Below are 17925 nucleotides of genomic sequence, written 5' to 3' on the forward strand. Positions count from 1 at the left end.
GCGATCATTCGATATCGTCCTGGGCGAACAGTCGCACATGAAGGATTGGGGAGAAAGTCATGGCTCACGGGCGAAACCTCCGGCGCGGCGCGATGCTCGCGCTCGGTACGGCAGGCGTATACGGCCTGCTGGGCAGCGCCTCGGCGCATGCCGAGGGCTGGATCACGGTCGCCAACAAAGACTGCAAAGTCTGGTCGAACGATCCGAGCAACACCGGCATCACCTGGACCTCGACGTGGAGCGGCCCCTGCAAAAATGGCTACGCCGATGGGCCGGGCGTGCAGGAGTGGTTCAAGGACGGCGTATTCGATCAGCGTCTGGAAGGTGAACTGAGCAAAGGCAAACGAACCGGCGTCGGCACCTACACATGGGCAAGCGGCAATCGCTACGAAGGCCCCTTCGTCAACGACGAACGCACCGGCAAGGGGAAACTCTTCTGGGTCAACGGCGATACCTACGAGGGCGATTTCATCGCAGGCAAACGCACCGGGAAAGGCATCTACGTATGGGCTAACGGGAAGCGGTATGAAGGCGACGTTGTCGACGGCGCCCTGAGCGGTCAGGGCGACCAACGCGAACCCAACGGCAACGCCTACCGCGGTCGGTGGCTCAACAACACGTTCGACGGCCCCGGCGTCATCACCTTTGCATCCGATGGTTCCGTGCGTGCGGGTCGGTTTGTCAAAGGCAAGATCTACGACGGCACCGACACCCGTGCTGACGGCACACTCATCGCCACCTATGCCAACGGGGTACGCACAAGCGCCACGTCATCCGACGACGGCCCCGGCGTACTGTCCTTCGTCGCGGGTCTACTGGGCGCAGCGGCGCAAGGTGTCGCAAGCGGCGGCGGACGCAACGCCGCACAATATCAGGCTGTCGCCACGGCGCTGCAAGCCACCTCGGGGACGGCCGCGCCACCGTCGGCCATGCCGCTGCCGGTCACGCCGTCGGGCAACTACGGCGCAAGCGCTGGCGGCAATGCGGCAAGCGCGGGACGCAAGACGACCGATCCCATCACAGGCTGCGTCGAACAAGTGCGAATCCCACGGGGAGCCAAGGGTTATGTCGGCTGGTACGAAGTCGAGACAGGTGTCAGGAATACCTGCGGCTATGCCGTCAATGTCGCGTGGTGCGTGAGCGCCAATAATGCGGCCGACGACTCGGCGCGATGCGAAAAGAACTACTCGGGCTTCTACGGGCTATCGCCGGGTGAACAGTTGTCGCTGCACGCCGACCGGTTCGGCACCTTGCAAACGCTCATCTGCAAAGACCCGGCTCGCCCCCTCAACATCACCTGGAGCGGCATTCGCTTTACGGGGCAGTGCGTGCTTTTGTGAAGCCAGCCACGCGCCCTCACACCCACCGCGACATGCCACGAACAAAGCGGTGCAACGGGATAACCCGTTGCACCGCCCAGGAACGGCAATCCAACACTGTACCTGCGATTTACTTCGCCGTCGGCATCGCAAACTCGGCGCCCTTTTCGGTGCTCTCCGGCCAGCGCTGCATAATCGACTTCTGCTTGGTGTAGAAGCGCACGCCTTCTTCGCCATAGGCATGCATGTCACCGAACAAGCTGCGCTTCCAGCCACCGAAGCCATGCCATGCCATCGGTACGGGAATCGGCACATTGATGCCAACCATACCCACTTCGATACGGCGGCCGAACTCACGCGCGACGTGGCCGTCTCGGGTGTAGCACGCCACCCCGTTGCCGAACTCGTGCGCGTTGATCAGATCGACCGCTTCGGTGAAGTCCTTCACGCGCACGCATGCGAGCACCGGGCCGAAGATCTCTTCCTTGTAGATGCGCATTTCCGGTGTGACATGGTCGAACAACGTGCCGCCGGTGAAGAAACCCGCTTCATGGCCCGGCACTTTCAGTCCGCGGCCGTCGACCACTAGCTTGGCGCCCTCTTCCACCCCCAGCGCGATATAGCGCTCGATACGCTCGAGCGATTGCCGGGTCACGATCGGCCCCATCTCGGCGTCCGGCTCCATGCCGTTCTTGATGACCAGCGTGCGTGCGCGCTCTGCCAGACGATCCATGATCTTGTCGGCAACGTCGCCGACCAGCACCGCCACCGAAATGGCCATGCAGCGCTCGCCGGCCGAACCGTAGCCCGCGCCGACGAGTGCGTCGATGGCCTGATCGAGATCCGCGTCGGGCATCACGACCATGTGGTTCTTCGCGCCGCCCAGTGCCTGCACGCGCTTGCCGTGCTTCGCGCCGGTCTCGTAGATGTAGTTGGCAATCGGAGTCGAACCGACGAAGCTGATCGCCTTGACGTCCGGATGCGTGAGCAACGCATCGACAACCACCTTGTCGCCCTGCACCACGTTGAAAATGCCATCCGGCAAGCCCGCTTGCTTGAGCAGATCGGCCATGAACAGCGATGCCGACGGGTCGCGCTCGCTCGGCTTCAGGACGAAGGCGTTGCCTGCGGCAATGGCCACCGGGAACATCCAGCAAGGCACCATGCACGGGAAGTTGAACGGCGTAATGCCGGCAACAACGCCAAGCGCCTGACGCGTCGTCCAGTTATCGATACCGGTCGACACCTGCTCGGTATAGTCGCCCTTGAGCAATTGCGGAATGCCACAGGCGAATTCGATCACGTCGATACCACGGGAGACTTCGCCCTGCGCGTCCGAAAACACCTTGCCGTGCTCGGCGGTGATGATCGCGGCGAGTTCGTCGCGATGCTTGTTCATCAATTCGAGGAACTTCAGCATGACGCGTGCGCGGCGAATGGGCGGTGTGTCGCTCCATGCCGGGAACGCCGTCTTGGCGCTGGCCACGGCCGCATCGACGTCAGACGTCTCCCCCAGCACCAATCGACGCGCGCTGGCGCCGGTCGCCGGGTTGAAAACCGGCTGAGTCCGCTCGCTGTTCCCCTTCACGCGTTGGCCCTGTATGTAGTGAACCACGTCGGCGGTATCGTTGAACGCTTGCATTTCGACTCCTCATGAATGGATGAACGATGCCAGCAGTGTATGAATCGCCGGGGTCGACGCATAGGCGGTATCATTGAATTCATTGTTTACATTGGCGAACAATCGATTGATGGATCCGGAAAAAATTGAAGGCCTCTGGACGCACCTTCACTGGCTGACGGTGCTCGCCGAACAGGGCAGCTTTACAGCGGCCGCAGCCCGTCTGGGCGTGAGCAAAGCGGCGATGAGTCAGCGCATCGCGGAACTGGAGCGCGCCGCAGGCGTGTCGCTTGTGCAGCGCACCACGCGCAGTGTCCGTTTTACGGAGGCGGGACAACAACTCGTCGACGACACACGAGGCCAGTACGAACACATCGCGACCAGTTTTTCGAATGTGAGGGATCAGGCCGGCGTGGCGAGAGGATTGATTCGCGTCACGATACCGGTGGCGCTCGGGCGGCAGCAGGTGATTCCAAGACTGTCGCAGTTCCTGCGCGCGCACCCCGAGGTTCGCGTGCAGCTCGACCTGTCGGACAGATTGAGTTCGATCGCCACGGAGGGCTTCGATCTCGCCATCCGGCACAGTACGAACGCGCCCGAGACCCACGTGGCCTGGAAGCTGTGCGACACACGTTCGCTCATCGTCGCCACGCGCGCGTATTTGAAGCGTCGCGGCACGCCCGCCTCGCCCTGGGATCTGACGGCGCACGATTGTCTCTCCTATCCGCGAGCGCAATCGGCGAACACGTGGTCGTTTGAACCGAATACGAGCCGCAAATCGGCCGCGAGCCCTGTCACGGTAAATATCAGTGGCCCGGTGGCGGCGAACAACAGCGAAGCACTGCGCGATGCCGCGCTGGACGATCTGGGTATCGCGCTGCTGCCCGATTTCACGGCACAGGCTGCCGTTCGCGCCGGCAAGCTGATCGTGCTGTTGCCCGAATGGCGTCCGGTCGGCGCATTCGCCGAGAGAATCTATGTGGTGCGCCCGTATGCCTCCCATGTGCCACGAGCCGTCAAATTTTTCGTCGATTATCTGCGCGGCGCGTTTACCGACGGATTTCCCTGCTAGGTGTCGCGATCCTGCGCGACGTAGGCGTTAGCGGCGCCGAACGATTCGACGAAGCCTTCGGTGGCATACTGACGGCTAAGTTCGACATCCATCCACCTATCCAGTAAAGCCCGGCAAGATTTGGGTGTCCCCATGAAACTCACCCCTCGCGATCTCGAGCAAATCAGTACCGGGACGTTGCAGCACTACAACGCCAATGCCGAAGACTTCCGGGAAGGCACGCGCGATCATGACGTCACGCAGAACATTGCGGCGCTGTTACGTCATATCGACGTAACGCCGCCTTTCACGATTCTCGATTTTGGATGTGGCCCCGGCAGAGATCTCAAGGCGTTCACGGCACTGGGACATCACACAATCGGTCTCGACGGCGCCGAACGCTTCGTCGCAATGGCGCTCGACGCAACCGGTTGCGAGGTCTGGCATCAGGACTTTCTGCACCTCGATTTACCGGACGCACGCTTTGACGGCATTTTCGCCAACGCCGTGCTATTCCATGTCCCGAGTCAGGATCTGCCGCGCGTGCTGCGGCAATTGCACGCAACGCTCAAGCCCGGTGGGGTGCTATTCAGTTCCAACCCGCGCGGCGCAAATCAGGAAGGCTGGCATCACGGCCGCTACGGCACGTTCCATGATCTGGAATCATGGCGTCGATATATGACGAATGCCGGCTTCGTCGAACTCGAACACTATTACCGCCCCGACGGCTTGCCGCGGGAGCAGCAGCCCTGGCTCGCGAGCGTGTGGCGCAAACCGGCCATCTGAACCGACGACGGATTTCGTCGCCACGCCCCCACCCGAACAAGTGACCGGTTGGCACGATACCGGGCACCTTGGAGATTTGCATGGCTACTCACGACACGCTGCATCCGCTACGCCCGTTCCTGAAAAACTGGGTTTGGGAGCATGGCCGAATCGGCACTCGCTATCTGGATTGCGTCGATGGCGAAATCAAGTTCGACGAAGGCAAGAAGTCGCACTTTGCGGCCGAAGATTATGTGTACGTGCCCCTGGGCGAGAACGCTGTCGACGATCCGTCCGTGGATGGCCCCGCGATTCAGGAAGCGGGGCTTGCCCGTTTTCTGAAAGCCGCGCAGTTGGGCAAGCCGGAGGAAGCGGGATCAGTCGCCGAAGTTCAGCGGGCCGTTGCCGATTGCCTGGAACTGGGACTGTTCAGCGCTTATCAGGGAGCCGCCCGTGAGGCCCTTGCCCGCTACGCGCAAGAGCCGATGTTCGAGGATGAAATCCGCGCGGCGGTCGTGGACGATATCCGGCGCGTCTATGTGGGCATGCGGGCGCAACTGGCGCTATACGATTTCAGTGTGCTTTACGGCCTGCCCACACCGCTGCTCATCGGCGACGCGCCTTTCATCGACTGGCGCGCGCTCCCCAGCCCCGCCCTCCCCCTCGTATCGTTTCCGCTGGGTCCGCACTGCCTGCTCGTGGGCGCGCCGTCCGGCAGGAAAAGCAAAATCGGGCCGGTGGTCTGGAAAGCCGCCGCCGCGATGGGGCCGTTGAAGGACCACAATCGCCACGTCGTGGAGCAAGCACGCTTGTGGCTAGTGGCCACCACCGACGATCAATTGGCCGCCGTGCAAAGCCGCTTTGCTGCGCCGGAGAATTCCGGTCCCGAGGCTGCGAAGCCCTGACGGAACGGCGTAGCGGGCATGCCGTTCGGTGTTCCGGCGCGCGCTATGGCAACACTGGTGTCGAGCGACGTCCGATTACCGGTGAATGCAAGACACGTCGCCTTCCTGACACGTATTCACGGCGCTCAGCCGCTTGGTCTGCGCCTGTGTCAATTCGTCGACACAGGACGCATACATTGCCGCATGCACGCTGCCACCAGCCGTGCCAATCGTCTCGAATGCACACTGGGCGTCGCGCCAGGCAATCCAGGCACGCTGCGATCGCTGCAACGCCACCTTGCCTTCGGGGCTGACCTTCTGATTGAGCGACCGATAGACGTCATTGAGCTGCTTGTCCGATGCCGCGAGCGCCTTGCCGGCGCACTGATTCATCGTCGTCTGGTCCGTCGGATTGTCGCAGGGCGAAGCCGCCTGCGCGGCCGCATTGAACGTCAAAACGGCCAGCGCCGCACCCCATCGAATGGCTTGCATACAGTCTCCCGGAAGTCGGATGCACATAGGAAAGTGCCACATCCTAGCCGCCCCGGTATTGCCGGGCTTTGCAAAACTGCCGCACTTACGCCATGCCGGCATAAGACGTACCTCGCGGGCGCACAACGGCGAGGCGACTTCGGTCGGCCGCCGCCGCGCGAACTGCTATGCCCGGAAGGTCGCGAATCTGTATCTATTCCCGTGCCGCTGTCGTCACTAAGATGGAGCCGTCCGTCCCTTTCCAACCGATAAAGGCTCCTCATGCTCAGCATCCTCGGCAGACCGTCGTCCATCAATGTTCGCAAGGTGTTGTGGTTGTGTCATGAACTCGGCATCCCATTCGACAATGTGCCCTGGGGAGACGGCGATGCGTCGCGCAAGCTCGACGCCCCAGCGTTCGTTGCCCTCAACCCGAACAAGATGGTGCCGGTGATCGACGACGACGGCTTCGTCATGTGGGAATCCAACAGCATCCTGCGTTACCTCGCCGCCACGCGCGAACGCGCCGATCTTTACCCGATTGCGCCGCGTGAGCGCGCGCGTGTCGATCAGTGGATCGATTGGCAAGCCTCGGACCTGAACCCGGCATGGGTGTACCCGTTCAAGGCGCTTGTTCGCCAGGCCCCCGGCTACGACGACACCCACAGGATTGCCGCCAGTGTGGTGCGATGGCGTGAACTCATGCAAGTGCTCGATCAGCAATTGCAGTCCACACAAGCGTTCGTCTGTGGCGACCGGTTCACGCTCGCGGACATCGCCATCGGTCTGGCCGTGCATCGCTGGTTCGTCACGCCCATCGAGCATCCCCCGCTCGACGCGGTCGCGACCTATTACGAACGTCTGTCGTCCAGGGAAGGCTTTCGTCGCTATGGGCGCAACGGAACGCCCTGACGGCACCTGCGGCGGGTTCTGCTTATAAAAGCTCGAACAAGATGAGTGTCGGGGGCCGTTAACCGGCTGCGCTTCGTGCAGCCGATCGCATCGACGTCACCCAACGACTGCCTCTGATCGAGGCCATTCCGCGCATCCGTGGCAAGCGCGGGCGGCCTCTGTCAAAGCGCGTCATCGTGCAGGCCGATCGCGGTTACGACCACGACAAAGGCAGATTCAACCGGTCAGCGCAGCTTACCTCCTCGCTGTGCGCTTGCCACTGGACCACCTGGGCTTGCTCTTCATTGCTGAATCAGTCCCGAATCGCTTCGTGAAGCGGACACGCTACTTGTCGGGAGCAGCCATGGAGAAGTAGATCCGAGGCCCGCTGTACCCCAGCGCAGACGTGGTCTCACGCAGCCCCTGCAGGAAGTCAGGCGACAACGGGTTGCCATCGACATAGACCAGTCCCTTGTGCCGCATGCTCAATGCGCTTGGCGGCAGGTGGACCAACTGATTGTTACGGACGTCAAGCATTGTGAGGCCCGCAGGCAATTCCGGCAGCCAGCGCAGGCGGTTTTCATACACGCTGAGGTAAGCGAGTCCCGCAGGCAAGGGCGGCAGCTCGGTCAACTGGTTGCGATACGCGGCGAGCTCTGTGAGAGCGGCGGGCAGGGCCGGGAGCCGACGCAGTTGGTTATCACTGACGTGGAGCATCCTGATGCGGGAGGGCAATTCCGGCAGTTCGACGAGGTGGTTGGCAGTGACGTCAAGTATCTCGAGCCTCGGAGGCAAGGCCGGTAGCACCGTCAACCGGTTGGTGCTTACGTCAAGGCTCTTGAGGCCCGTGGGTAATTCCGGCAGGTGGGTGAGTTTATTGACGCTTACATCAAGCGTCTTAAGGCCAGAGGGCAAGGCTGGCAGCTCAGTCAATCCATTGCCGCTTACGTTAAGCGCCGTGAGACCCGCGGGCAATTCCGGCAGGCTTTCCAACCTTAATCCACGCAAATCCAGTTTGCCATCTGCCATGTTGAGGATGAGGTCCTTCACACGCGCTCGGTAATTCATAGCCCACCCCGGCGGCATAAGGGCTACCCATGCGCATAAGGCAGACCGGTAGAGCTCGTCGACGCCACTGCCTTGCCCCTCTTGCCGCTCAGGCATGTTCCCGATCAGTTCGCTTAGGAGCTTGCTCGCGTCAACTTGAGTCTCCAACGTGGCGAGTACATCACGAGCGAGCTGAACATACGCGGGTGAGGGTTCGGTGGAGTGGCTACCGCGCGAATTTTCCGAGCAAAGGCTTACGAGAGCGTCAACCAATGCCTCAGCGTCTACACCTTCGCGGCACGAGCGCGCTAGGTGCTGCGTCAGGTCCCGGCACACCGACTTGATGTCGGCACCGCCCGTCTGGCCGAACTGGCGATGGGTCCAGGCAAGTGCGGCTAATAACGCCGTGCAGCGCCGTTCATGACCCGGATCGTCGCGTTGGCCCATATACTCAAGCACCAGCCTTTTCGCTTCATTGACTTGCCGGGGCGAGCAGGGCGTCGCGTTTAACAGCTGAGCTAGCGAAGGTGATCCGGTGTGCGTGATCGGCATCATGGGTGGAATGACAGTGGAGCGCAGCATCGCCGCTGAGGTTTCCCAACGGTTCTGCTCTGCTTGAAGCAGGTCGCTCTGGCATCGTTTCTACGTTGTCAGCAGCCAGCTTCGCTTGTGCGACGGGATGCCAGCGTACAGCCATCATCCGTTGGATAGGCGAATGTTGGAGGATGAACCGCATGGGCGGCTATCAAAAAACGAGCATCGGGGCGCCACCACGCTGGAAGTCGTGTACGTCTCTGCCAGGAGATGGAGCCTATGAGCAAGCAAACCAAGCCTGAAAGTCTTTGTGGATCAGCATCGCGACATGTTCCGGGTCGAGCCGATCTGCAAGGTCTTGCGGATTGCCCCGTCGGGCTATCGGCACCATGCCGCGCAGCTTCGCGATTACCACCGGCTGATGGAACCCCTCGGCTATATCCCGCCCGCCGAAGCTGAGGCAAGCTACTATCGGCAACTTCAAATGCCTGCCACCGAACCGCTGTTCACTTATAAGCTCTAACAAAATGAAGTTATAGGGCTGTTAACTTCCAGCGATTTTTGTTAGCTTTTGCGTTGTTTTTCCCACGCAAAGGACATGGCCGAGCCAATACTCGACGACGATCTGTGGGCGCTCATTGAACCCCTGCTGCCACCGCCCAACCCCCAGCGCTTCCGCCATCCCGGGCGCAAGACGCTGGACGATCGGGCAGTGCTCACCGGCATCCTCTTCGTGCTGCAGTCCGGTATTCCCTGGGAGATGCTGCCCAAGGAAATGGGCTGCGGCTCCGGGATGAGCTGCTGGCGACGGTTGCACGCGTGGCAGCATGCCGGTGTTTGGGAGCATCTGCACGAAGTGCTGTTAGCCAAATTGCGTGCGGCCGAGCGCATCGATTGGTCGCGTGTCGTCGTCGATTCCTCGTCCATCCGTGAGGTCGGGTCAAAAACAGGCCCCACCCCCACCGATCGCGGCTACGACCACGACAAGTACCGCAAACCGCTTCACGCCGCTGGCATCGCCACCGAAATTGCGCGTCGCGGCGAGCCACATGGCAGCGGCCTCGGCAAAACCCGATGGGTCGGCGAGCGCACCTTCGCCTGGCTACACAACTTCAGGCGCTTGCGCGTTCGCTTCGTGCGCCTTGCCATCGTTCACGAAGCCTTTATGAAAATCGCCTGCTGCATCATCTGCTGGCGCAATCTTCAAAATTCATTTTGTTAGAGTCTCTTAGTCCGCCGCCAACGTCTCGCGCAACACCTCGGCCAGCGCAATAATGCCCGCCTCGATATGCTCGAGCCGTATCGAGGAAAAGCCCAGCCGGAACATGTTGCGCGGCGGCGCATCGCCCATGAAGAACACGTCGCCCGGCTCGATCAGAATGCCGCGCGACTTCGCGCGCGTCGCCAGCACGTTCGCGTTCAGCGTCTCCGGCCCCCGCACCCAGCACGACGCCCCGCCCTTCACCTGCACGAACGACACTTCCGGCATATGCGTGGCGAGCGCCACACTCAGCACTTCTGCGCGATGGGCGTAGGTGTCCGCCAGCCGGCGCAGCAACGCGTCGTGATGGCCCAGCGCGAGGAACATCGAGAACGAGCGCTGAATGAACGCCGAAGGATGGCGAATCATCAAACGCCGCAGCGCACGCAACTCGGCCACCAACGCCGCAGGCGCGACGATGTACCCCAGCCGTAAGCCGGGCGCAAACGATTTGGACAAACTCCCGATATAGATCACCCGGTCGCTGCGATCCAGGCTCTTGAGCGCCGGAATCGGGATGTCCGAATAGCTGTTCTCGCTCTCGTAATCGTCTTCGATGAGCACGAAGTCCTCGGCTTCTGCGCGACGCAGCAACGCTTCGCGATGGGCGAGCGGCATCGTGGTGGTCGTCGGACACTGATGCGAGGGGGTGACGTACACGTAGTCGCATTGCGACAGCCGGTCGTCGACGGGCACCCCATGTTCGTCGACAGGCAGGCCGACCAGCTTTGGCGTTCGCATCGCGAAGATGTTGCGCGCATCCGGATAGCCGGGATCTTCGATCCCCACCGTCGTGCGCGCCCCGACGAGCAAATCCGCCAGCAGATAGAGCGCCTGTTGTGCGCCGTTGGTGAGTACGATCTCGTCGGCGTCGGCCCACACGCCACGTCGTGGCAGCACGCGAGTGCGGATCTGCTGGATGAGCGTCTCGTCGTCGCGGGCGATCATGTCCGGTGCCCAGTCACGAATCTCCATGACGGTGAGCGCCTTATGGCAGCACTCGCGCCAGTCGGCCGTCGGGAACATCGTCGGATCGAACTGACCGTAGATGAACGGGTACTGGTACTGCTGCCAGTCGATGGGCTTCACGATGTTGCGCTGCCCCGATGGGCGCACCACGTAGCGGCCTTCCCAGTCCGGGGTCGACGGGGCGAGTGGCGCGATGGTGCCAGCCGCCGGCACCGGCGCTGGGGCGCGTACGGGCGCGCTCTGCGACCCGACGCGCGGCGCGAGGATGTCGCCGTTGACGAAGTATCCGCGCCGCTCGCGTGCGATCAGATATCCCTCGTCGACCAGTTGCTGATAGGCCAGCACCACCGTGTTGCGCGCCACGCCAAGCCCTTCGGCCAACTCGCGCGACGAAGGCACGGCAGCACCGCGCATCAACCGCTCGTCCAGAATCGCCGACACCAGCATCTGGCGAATCTGGCTCTGCAACCCCATGCCAGCGCGCGCCGACATCAAAAACAACTGGTTCCACATCGCCGCAGAAATCCGGCTCGACATCGCGCCCTCTCTTCATGTCACTTCCAGAACGTCAATTATTACTCATGAGAAGGTGACGTTAATTCCGAATTCGGGTTTATCCGCAGTCGCGCGGAATCCGGTCGAATTCCAGCATCCATGCGGCTTACGAGCCGATTTCTCGCCATCTGGACCAGTTGGCATCATCAAATACGGCCAACTGGCTCTAACGAACAAAAATACGGGCAGCAATGATGCAGTCACTTGACGCCGATTCGTCACCACCGTTGCGTCAACCGAGTGTTCCACCGATAACTTCCCGATCAGAGGTGAACCATGAATGGACTTCCGAACCGGCTGCGACGGGTGTTCGCTGCCACCGCGCTGGCCGCCGCCGCGCTACCCGCCGCCCTGACGCTCGGATTGACGCTGCCGGCCACGGCACAGGCGCAGGAAAAAGAGGTGACGATTGCGTACCAGCAGATCGTCGATCCGTGGCTGGTCGCGATTGCCGGCGGCGAGTTCGAGAAAGCCACCGGTTACAAGATTCACTGGCGTCAGTTCGAATCCGGCGCCAAGGTCGCAACGGCCCTGGCTTCGGGCGACATCAAGATCGGCGTGCTCGGCTCCAGCCCCATGGCGGCGGCCGTCTCACAAGGGCTGGACTTGCAACTGTTCTGGATTCTCGACGACATCAACCAGGCCGAAGCGATGGTGGTGCGCAACGCGTCGAACATCAAGGCGCCGGCCGACCTGAAGGGCAAGAAGATCGGCGTGCCGTTCGTCTCGACCACGCACTACCACACGATGTTTGCGCTGCAACAGTGGAACATCAAGCCGAGCGAGGTGACGGTGCTCAACATGCAACCGAACCAGATCGTGGCGGCATGGGAGCGCGGCGACATCGATGCGGCCTATGTGTGGGACCCGGCGCTCGCGCAAATCAAGCAAAGCGGCCATGTGCTGATCACGTCCGGCGAGTTGTCGAAGCAGGGCAAACCGACGTTTGACGGTATCGCCGTCGACCGCAAATGGGGCGAAGCAAACGCCGACTTCATGGCGAAATTCGTCAAGGTGATTGCCGACGCGGACGCCGCGTATCGCCAGAATCAGGCCGCATGGTCCGCCGGTTCGCCGCAGGTCAAGGCCATCGTGAAGATGATCGGCGGCAAGCCGGAAGACGTTCCCGGCGCGCTCTCGCTCTACGCCTATCCGTCGGCGCAGCAACAGGCCTCCGGCGATTGGTTGGGCGGCGGCAAGGACAGCCGCGCGGCCAAGGCCCTCAAGGACACGGCCGAGTTCCTCAAGAGCCAGCAGAAGATCAACGCCGTCAAGACCGACTACACACCGTACGTCACGTCGCGCTACGTCGACGCCGCACTCAAATTGAAGTAAGCCGTGCCGGGGCGGCCACGCCGGATGTCACTGGTGCGACCGCCCCTCCCCGATCGCTGGATCGACAGGAGAAGGGCTTCATGGAACAACTCATCGTCAACGACGTCAGCGTCGTCTATCCCGGCCGGCGTCCCGGCGAGCAGGTGCAGGCGCTCGCTCACGTCGATCTGAGCATCGCCCCCGGCGATTTCGTGGTGGCGCTGGGCGCCTCGGGTTGCGGCAAGACCACGCTGCTCAGTCTGATGGCCGGCTTCATCGCGCCCACTTCCGGCGAATTGCTGCTGGGCGACGCCCCCATCGAAGGCCCCGGCGCCGACCGCGGCGTGGTGTTCCAGAAGCATGCGCTGCTGCCGTGGCTCAACGTGATGGAGAACACCGAATTCGGGTTGAAGCTGCAAGGCATCCCCAAGACGGAACGGCGCGCCCGCGCGGCACGCAATCTCGCGCTCGTCGGCCTGCAAGATTTTCACAACCACATGATTTACCAGCTCTCGGGCGGCATGCAGCAACGGGTGGGCATTGCACGCGCGCTCACCTGCAACCCATCGATGTTGCTCATGGACGAGCCGATGGCCGCCCTGGACGCACTCACGCGGGAGACCATTCAGGAACTGCTGCTCGACGTATGGCGCGAGACCGGCAAGATGATCTTCTTCATCACGCACAGCGTGGAGGAAGCGCTGTTTCTCGCGAGCCGTCTGATCGTGATGTCACCGCGTCCCGGCCGTATCACACACACCTACGAACTCGACTTCAATCAGCGCTATCTCGAATGCCGCGATGCGCGCGCGATCAAGTCGAGCCCCGATTTCATCGCCATGCGAGAAACCGTGCTCGGCATCATCTATGGCGACGAACGTGCAGGCCAGACGGCGACGTCCGGCACCCGCGCGGTCGCCGCCTGACCGACGCAGGAGACGTTGCCATCATGATGACCAAACCCGTCACCACTCCCCACGCCCCATCCACCGGCGCGGCGCCCGGCAGCGGCGTGCAACGCCCCGCCATGCCGCCCAGTACGCCCCGCACGCCACGCCGGCGCGGCTGGTTCGCCCGCATGTTCGCGCCACGCCCAGTCAAGGCAGGAGAATCGTTCGGCGCCCCTGGCCAGGGCCCCAGCCTCGCGATCAGCATCGTGACGGTGATCGTGCTGTTGCTGCTGTGGGTTGCCATTACCTCGTCGGGCATGATCAAGCCGCTGTTCCTGCCGGGACCGCGCGCCATTGTCGAGAAATTCACGCAAGTCATGACCGAGGGATTCGCAGGCTCGACGCTGTGGCAACACACCCTCGCGAGTCTGTATCGCGTGTTCGGGGCCTTCGCGCTGGCGTGCGTCACGGCGATCCCGGTCGGCATTCTGATGGGCGTGTCGCGCGTGGCGCGTGGCGTGTTCGATCCGCCCATCGAGTTCTACCGTCCTCTGCCCCCGCTGGCCTATTTGCCGCTCGTCATCATCTGGTTCGGCATCGGCGAGTTCTCGAAAGTGTTCCTGATTTATCTGGCGATCTTCGCCCCGCTCGCCATCGCGGCGCGTGCGGGTGTGCGCTCGGTCTCGATGGAACAGATTCACGCCGCGTATTCGATGGGCGCCTCGCCGCGCCAGATCGTCATGCACGTGATCGTGAAGTCGGCGCTGCCAGAGATCTTCACCGGCATGCGTATCGGCATCGGTGTGGGCTGGACCACGCTGGTCGCCGCCGAAATGGTCGCGGCATCGAGCGGGCTCGGTTTCATGGTGCTCAACGCGGCAGAGTTCCTCGCGTCGGACATCGTGATTATGGGGATCATCGTGATCGGCTTCTTCGCCTTCGGCTTCGATCTGATCATGCGCTATCTGGAGCGTGTGCTCGTGCCCTGGAAAGGCAAGGTCTGACAAAGCAGGCCATGGCAGAGCAGGTCCGTTGGTCATGACAAAAAAACGCAGGGCGGCTCCCCCGCCGCACCTGCCGTCAAACAAGGCATTCAGGAGGTTGTGTGGCAGTCGAGACATTGCAGAGCGGGCGTCTTGCCCGCGAGCGGCATTTTGTTGCTGTTGTCGCTGTAGCCGCTGTAGCCGTTTCCCCCCGGTTCGTTCTTTCTCCCCGTTCCCCTCGTCTCTCCCCTAACGCCGTACCGATCGCGTGCCATCTCACGGGAGGTCGTCATGACCCATCGTGACAACGGCGCGCGTCTGCAATCGAGCCTCAAGCAACGGCACATGAGCATGATTGCGCTGGGTGGCGTGATCGGCGCCGGACTCTTCGTCGGCAGCGGCGTAGTCGTGCACGCCGCTGGCCCGGCGGCGGTGCTGTCATTCCTCATTACCGGTGCGCTCGTGGTGCTCGTCATGCGCATGCTCGGCGAGATGGCGTGTGCGCTGCCCGCCGTCGGATCGTTCTACGAATACGCACGGCTGGCGTGGAACGACAAGCCGGTGGGCGGCGAGCTAGCTGGCTTTCTGACGGGCTGGATGTACTGGTATTTCTGGGTGATCGTGGTCGCGGTGGAAGCCGTGGCGGGTGCCAACCTGATTCAGTTCTGGCTGCCGGACATTCCCGCGTGGGCCATCAGCCTCGCGTTGCTTGTGGTGCTCACACTGACCAATCTGGTGTCGGTAGCGTCATATGGCGAGTTCGAATTCTGGTTTGCGTCGATCAAGGTCGCGGCCATCGTCGTGTTCCTGTTCCTCGGTGCACTCTTCGTGTCCGGTCTGTGGCCTGGCGCGATGGCGAGTACCGGCAATCTGCTCTCGCGTGGCGGCTTCATGCCCAACGGCATCGGCCCCGTGATGGCCGGCGCCGTCGCGGCCACCGGCTTTTACTTCGGGGCGGAGATCGTGACGATTGCCGCCGCCGAAGCCGCCGAACCTCAGCAAGCGGTGGCACGCGCGACCAATTCGGTCATCGGACGGGTGCTGTTCTTCTACATCGGCTCGATCCTGCTGGTGGTGATGCTCGTGCCCTGGAACTCGGCCGGTATGGCCACGCCGTATGTGAGCGCGCTCGAAGCCATGCGCATCCCGGCGGCCGCGCACATCATGAATGCGGTCGTGCTCACAGCCGTGCTCTCGGCGCTGAACTCGGGCCTGTACGCCTCGTCACGCATGCTCTTCGCGCTCACGCGCCGTGGCGACGCGCCACGCTCGCTTGCTACGCTCAACGCGCATGGCGTGCCGGTTCGCGCGATTCTCGTCGGTACGGTGTTCGGCTATGTCGCCGTGGTGATGTCCTACGTCTCGCCCGACACGGTGTTTGCCTTCCTCGTGAATTCTTACGGCACGGTGGCGATCTTCGTGTACGTGCTGATCGCGTTCTCGCAATTGAAGTTGCGCAAACGGCTGGAACGCGAGGCGCCGGGCAAGCTCAAGGTTCGGATGTGGGGGTATCCGTACCTCACCTGGATCGCGATTATCGGCATGCTGTCCATCGTCGCCGCAATGGCCTTCATTCCGGACCAGCGCACGCCGCTCGCGCTGGGTATCGCCAGCCTGACGATGCTGCTCGTTGCCTTCACCGTGCGTTCGATCTGGCGCAAGCTGCGCTCGCCCGATCCGGGCTTCGAAATCTAATACGGGCGTCCAGATGATGGCCGGCGGCAGACACTCTGCCGCCAGCCATTTTCTTTTGCGGCATGTGGCACCACACACCATAAAAATGTAGTGCCAGCGAGCCCTGCCGAACGGTGCGAAAACGCTGCGGCGGTGCTGCTTTGCGCTGGCACCATCACAAAGCGGCGGTGGTACTAATCCCCGGAAAATGTTCTTGGCAGTATGGGCTCATTTCCGTCAGGAGCCTAACGTGGGTACGATTGAATCCTTCGCGCTGGATCGTCGCTCCGAAGCTGCACCATACGATCCGCTTTACGATCCGTTGGTCTCGTCCGGCCCCGGCCTGGGCATGGACTACGCACCAACCTACTGGGTCGCCACGGCCGGCGAACCGCCCGAAGACGACGGCCCGCTGCCCGGCGATGCCGATGTCGACGTGGTCATCGTCGGGGCCGGTTTCACCGGTCTGTCCACCGCACTATTCCTCGCGCGCGAACACGGCATCCGCGCCATGGTGCTCGAAGCGAACCGCACATGCTGGGGCTGCACCAGCCGCAACGGCGGTCAGGGGCAGAACGCGAGCGGACGACTCTATCGCTCGCAATGGATTGCGCGCTGGGGCAAAGACACCGCGCTGCGGCTGGACGCCGAAATCCGCGAGGGCTTCAACACGTTCAAGTCGCTCGTGGCCGAAGTGCCCGAGTGCGACCCGCAACCGGGTGGCCATCTCTATATCGCCCACCGCGATCGCAAGATGGAATTTCTGCGCAACGAAGCCAAGGTCATGCACGACGTGTTCGGCTACGACACACGCATCCTCTCGCGTGCCGAAGTCAGCGAGCAGTACGTCGACGATCAGGAAAACTGCGGCGCCTTGCATGAACCCGACGGCATCGGTGTGCACCCGCTCAAGCTCGCTTTCGGTTATTTGCGCATGACGCGCGCGCTCGGCGCTCGCGTGCATCCGTCCACCCCGGTGCTGAGTGTCGAGACGATCAAGGGCGTGCATCACGTGCGCACGCCGCGCGGTATCGTGCGCGCCAAGGCCGTCGCCTTCGCGACAGGCGGCTACACGCGCAACGACGTGACCAAGGCGCTGCGCGCGAAGATCATGCCGATTCTGTCGAACTCGCTCGTCACCCGCGTGCTCACGCCGGACGAAATCGCGGCGACGAATTTCCGCACCCACGAGGTCATCACCGATACGCGCACGCTGCGCTATTACTACCGTCTGCTGCCGGATAACCGCCTGCAGATCGGCAGCCGCAGCTCGATCACCGGCGCGGATGCGCAAAATCCGAAACACATGGCGGTGCTCGTCGAAGGACTGCATCGCAAATTTCCAGCGCTGCGGGGCATTCATATCGACTACTCGTGGTGGGGCTGGGTCGACGTGAGCCACGACATGATGCCGCGCGTCACGCAACCCGATCCGCGCCAGAACCTCTTCTACGCCGTGGGCTACGGCGGCAACGGCGTGTCGTTCTCCGCGCACGCAGGACGCCGCCTCGCACAACGCATCGCCGGTCAGCGCGACCCGTCGTGGGATCTGCCGATCTACGACTCGGCCCTGCAATACCCGAACGTGTTCGGTGCCGTGCAGTGGCAAGGCTTCGCGCCGTTCCGCCGCATCGGCCAGCGCTTTCTCTATCAGCGATATCACGCGCAAGACGAAGCGCGTTGATCCATCTCCATC

The 17925-nt window shown here is 62.5% G+C and carries 16 protein-coding genes and 1 pseudogene; 13 read left to right on the forward strand and 4 right to left on the reverse strand.

The window, feature by feature from the left end:
• Positions 1-59: 59 nt before the first annotated feature.
• Entirely contained in the window at positions 60-1340 is a 1281-nt protein-coding gene (locus PHO31112_RS10500) for an MORN repeat-containing protein (RefSeq protein WP_150620457.1), read from the forward strand.
• 109 nt (positions 1341-1449) lie between these two features.
• Here PHO31112_RS10500 and PHO31112_RS10505 read toward each other — a convergent pair whose 3' ends face one another.
• A complete protein-coding gene (locus PHO31112_RS10505; RefSeq protein WP_150620458.1) occupies positions 1450-2961 on the reverse strand; it encodes a CoA-acylating methylmalonate-semialdehyde dehydrogenase in 1512 nt (503 codons plus the stop codon).
• Between the two features lie 109 nt (positions 2962-3070).
• Here PHO31112_RS10505 and PHO31112_RS10510 point away from each other — a divergent pair, with 109 nt between their 5' ends.
• From PHO31112_RS10510 to PHO31112_RS10520, 3 genes are all read left to right on the forward strand, one after another.
• Positions 3071-4012 carry a LysR family transcriptional regulator gene (locus tag PHO31112_RS10510; protein WP_150620459.1) on the forward strand — a complete coding sequence of 314 codons (942 nt, stop codon included), beginning with the start codon at positions 3071-3073 and terminating at the stop codon, positions 4010-4012.
• Between the two features lie 132 nt (positions 4013-4144).
• A complete protein-coding gene (locus PHO31112_RS10515; protein WP_150620460.1) occupies positions 4145-4777 on the forward strand; it encodes a class I SAM-dependent methyltransferase in 633 nt (210 codons plus the stop codon).
• An 80-nt stretch (positions 4778-4857) separates the two neighbouring features.
• Positions 4858-5661, forward strand: coding sequence for a hypothetical protein (locus PHO31112_RS10520; protein ID WP_150620461.1), 804 nt, complete (start codon positions 4858-4860; stop codon positions 5659-5661).
• Between the two features lie 75 nt (positions 5662-5736).
• On the opposite strand, the gene PHO31112_RS10525 is transcribed toward PHO31112_RS10520, so the two are convergent.
• Positions 5737-6132, reverse strand: a complete 396-nt coding sequence (locus PHO31112_RS10525) for a lysozyme inhibitor LprI family protein (protein ID WP_174995675.1) — start codon at positions 6130-6132, stop codon at positions 5737-5739.
• Positions 6133-6393: 261 nt separating this feature from the next.
• Here PHO31112_RS10525 and PHO31112_RS10530 point away from each other — a divergent pair, with 261 nt between their 5' ends.
• Both PHO31112_RS10530 and PHO31112_RS10535 read left to right on the forward strand, forming a co-directional pair.
• Positions 6394-7023, forward strand: coding sequence for a glutathione S-transferase family protein (locus PHO31112_RS10530; RefSeq protein ID WP_150620463.1), 630 nt, complete (start codon positions 6394-6396; stop codon positions 7021-7023).
• 71 nt (positions 7024-7094) lie between these two features.
• Positions 7095-7238 (forward strand): annotated as a pseudogene (locus PHO31112_RS10535) (IS5/IS1182 family transposase); the annotation flags it as partial.
• A gap of 109 nt (positions 7239-7347) precedes the next feature.
• On the opposite strand, the gene PHO31112_RS10540 reads toward PHO31112_RS10535, so the two are convergent.
• Complete coding sequence (locus tag PHO31112_RS10540; protein WP_150620464.1) at positions 7348-8631, reverse strand: NEL-type E3 ubiquitin ligase domain-containing protein; 1284 nt, start codon at positions 8629-8631, stop codon at positions 7348-7350.
• A gap of 262 nt (positions 8632-8893) precedes the next feature.
• Here PHO31112_RS10540 and PHO31112_RS10545 point away from each other — a divergent pair, with 262 nt between their 5' ends.
• Both PHO31112_RS10545 and PHO31112_RS10550 read left to right on the forward strand, forming a co-directional pair.
• Positions 8894-9106, forward strand: coding sequence for a hypothetical protein (locus PHO31112_RS10545; protein WP_150620465.1), 213 nt, complete (start codon positions 8894-8896; stop codon positions 9104-9106).
• Positions 9107-9181: 75 nt separating this feature from the next.
• The gene (locus PHO31112_RS10550) at positions 9182-9805 is read left to right on the forward strand and encodes a transposase (RefSeq protein ID WP_150620466.1); all 624 of its coding nucleotides are present in this window, start codon (positions 9182-9184) and stop codon (positions 9803-9805) included.
• Positions 9806-9811: 6 nt separating this feature from the next.
• Here the strand turns inward: PHO31112_RS10550 and pdxR are convergent, their stop codons facing one another.
• Positions 9812-11350, reverse strand: coding sequence for a MocR-like pyridoxine biosynthesis transcription factor PdxR (gene pdxR, locus PHO31112_RS10555; protein ID WP_150620467.1), 1539 nt, complete (start codon positions 11348-11350; stop codon positions 9812-9814).
• Between the two features lie 294 nt (positions 11351-11644).
• Between pdxR and tauA the strand changes: the two genes are divergently transcribed.
• The 5 genes from tauA to PHO31112_RS10580 all read left to right on the forward strand — a co-directional run bounded on the left by tauA (position 11645) and on the right by PHO31112_RS10580 (position 17913).
• Positions 11645-12703: a taurine ABC transporter substrate-binding protein gene (tauA, locus tag PHO31112_RS10560; RefSeq protein ID WP_150620468.1), complete on the forward strand. Its 1059-nt coding sequence runs from the start codon at positions 11645-11647 to the stop codon at positions 12701-12703.
• A gap of 80 nt (positions 12704-12783) precedes the next feature.
• Positions 12784-13608: a taurine ABC transporter ATP-binding protein gene (locus tag PHO31112_RS10565; RefSeq protein WP_150620469.1), complete on the forward strand. Its 825-nt coding sequence runs from the start codon at positions 12784-12786 to the stop codon at positions 13606-13608.
• A gap of 26 nt (positions 13609-13634) precedes the next feature.
• The gene (locus PHO31112_RS10570; RefSeq protein ID WP_425495178.1) at positions 13635-14576 is read left to right on the forward strand and encodes an ABC transporter permease subunit; all 942 of its coding nucleotides are present in this window, start codon (positions 13635-13637) and stop codon (positions 14574-14576) included.
• A 270-nt stretch (positions 14577-14846) separates the two neighbouring features.
• Positions 14847-16250 carry an amino acid permease gene (locus PHO31112_RS10575; RefSeq protein WP_150620470.1) on the forward strand — a complete coding sequence of 468 codons (1404 nt, stop codon included), beginning with the start codon at positions 14847-14849 and terminating at the stop codon, positions 16248-16250.
• Positions 16251-16479: 229 nt separating this feature from the next.
• Positions 16480-17913, forward strand: a complete 1434-nt coding sequence (locus tag PHO31112_RS10580) for an NAD(P)/FAD-dependent oxidoreductase (RefSeq protein WP_150620471.1) — start codon at positions 16480-16482, stop codon at positions 17911-17913.
• Positions 17914-17925 lie beyond the last annotated feature (12 nt).

Source organism: Pandoraea horticolens, from assembly GCF_902459555.1.
In the GTDB taxonomy this organism is placed as follows: Bacteria; Pseudomonadota; Gammaproteobacteria; order Burkholderiales; family Burkholderiaceae; genus Pandoraea; species Pandoraea horticolens.

What these genes read in the sequence shown, in the direction of transcription:
- PHO31112_RS10570 (WP_425495178.1), top strand. Translation starts at nt 13,635, where the DNA reads ATGACCAAACCCGTCACCACTCCCCACGCCCCATCCACCGGCGCGGCG.
- PHO31112_RS10520 (WP_150620461.1), top strand. Translation starts at nt 4,858, where the DNA reads ATGGCTACTCACGACACGCTGCATCCGCTACGCCCGTTCCTGAAAAAC.
- PHO31112_RS10510 (WP_150620459.1), top strand. Translation starts at nt 3,071, where the DNA reads ATGGATCCGGAAAAAATTGAAGGCCTCTGGACGCACCTTCACTGGCTG.
- PHO31112_RS10575 (WP_150620470.1), top strand. Translation starts at nt 14,847, where the DNA reads ATGACCCATCGTGACAACGGCGCGCGTCTGCAATCGAGCCTCAAGCAA.
- PHO31112_RS10530 (WP_150620463.1), top strand. Translation starts at nt 6,394, where the DNA reads ATGCTCAGCATCCTCGGCAGACCGTCGTCCATCAATGTTCGCAAGGTG.
- PHO31112_RS10500 (WP_150620457.1), top strand. Translation starts at nt 60, where the DNA reads ATGGCTCACGGGCGAAACCTCCGGCGCGGCGCGATGCTCGCGCTCGGT.
- PHO31112_RS10525 (WP_174995675.1), bottom strand. Translation starts at nt 6,132, where the DNA reads ATGCAAGCCATTCGATGGGGTGCGGCGCTGGCCGTTTTGACGTTCAAT.
- pdxR (WP_150620467.1), bottom strand. Translation starts at nt 11,350, where the DNA reads ATGTCGAGCCGGATTTCTGCGGCGATGTGGAACCAGTTGTTTTTGATG.
- PHO31112_RS10550 (WP_150620466.1), top strand. Translation starts at nt 9,182, where the DNA reads ATGGCCGAGCCAATACTCGACGACGATCTGTGGGCGCTCATTGAACCC.
- PHO31112_RS10565 (WP_150620469.1), top strand. Translation starts at nt 12,784, where the DNA reads ATGGAACAACTCATCGTCAACGACGTCAGCGTCGTCTATCCCGGCCGG.
- PHO31112_RS10505 (WP_150620458.1), bottom strand. Translation starts at nt 2,961, where the DNA reads ATGCAAGCGTTCAACGATACCGCCGACGTGGTTCACTACATACAGGGC.
- PHO31112_RS10540 (WP_150620464.1), bottom strand. Translation starts at nt 8,631, where the DNA reads ATGCTGCGCTCCACTGTCATTCCACCCATGATGCCGATCACGCACACC.
- tauA (WP_150620468.1), top strand. Translation starts at nt 11,645, where the DNA reads ATGAATGGACTTCCGAACCGGCTGCGACGGGTGTTCGCTGCCACCGCG.
- PHO31112_RS10515 (WP_150620460.1), top strand. Translation starts at nt 4,145, where the DNA reads ATGAAACTCACCCCTCGCGATCTCGAGCAAATCAGTACCGGGACGTTG.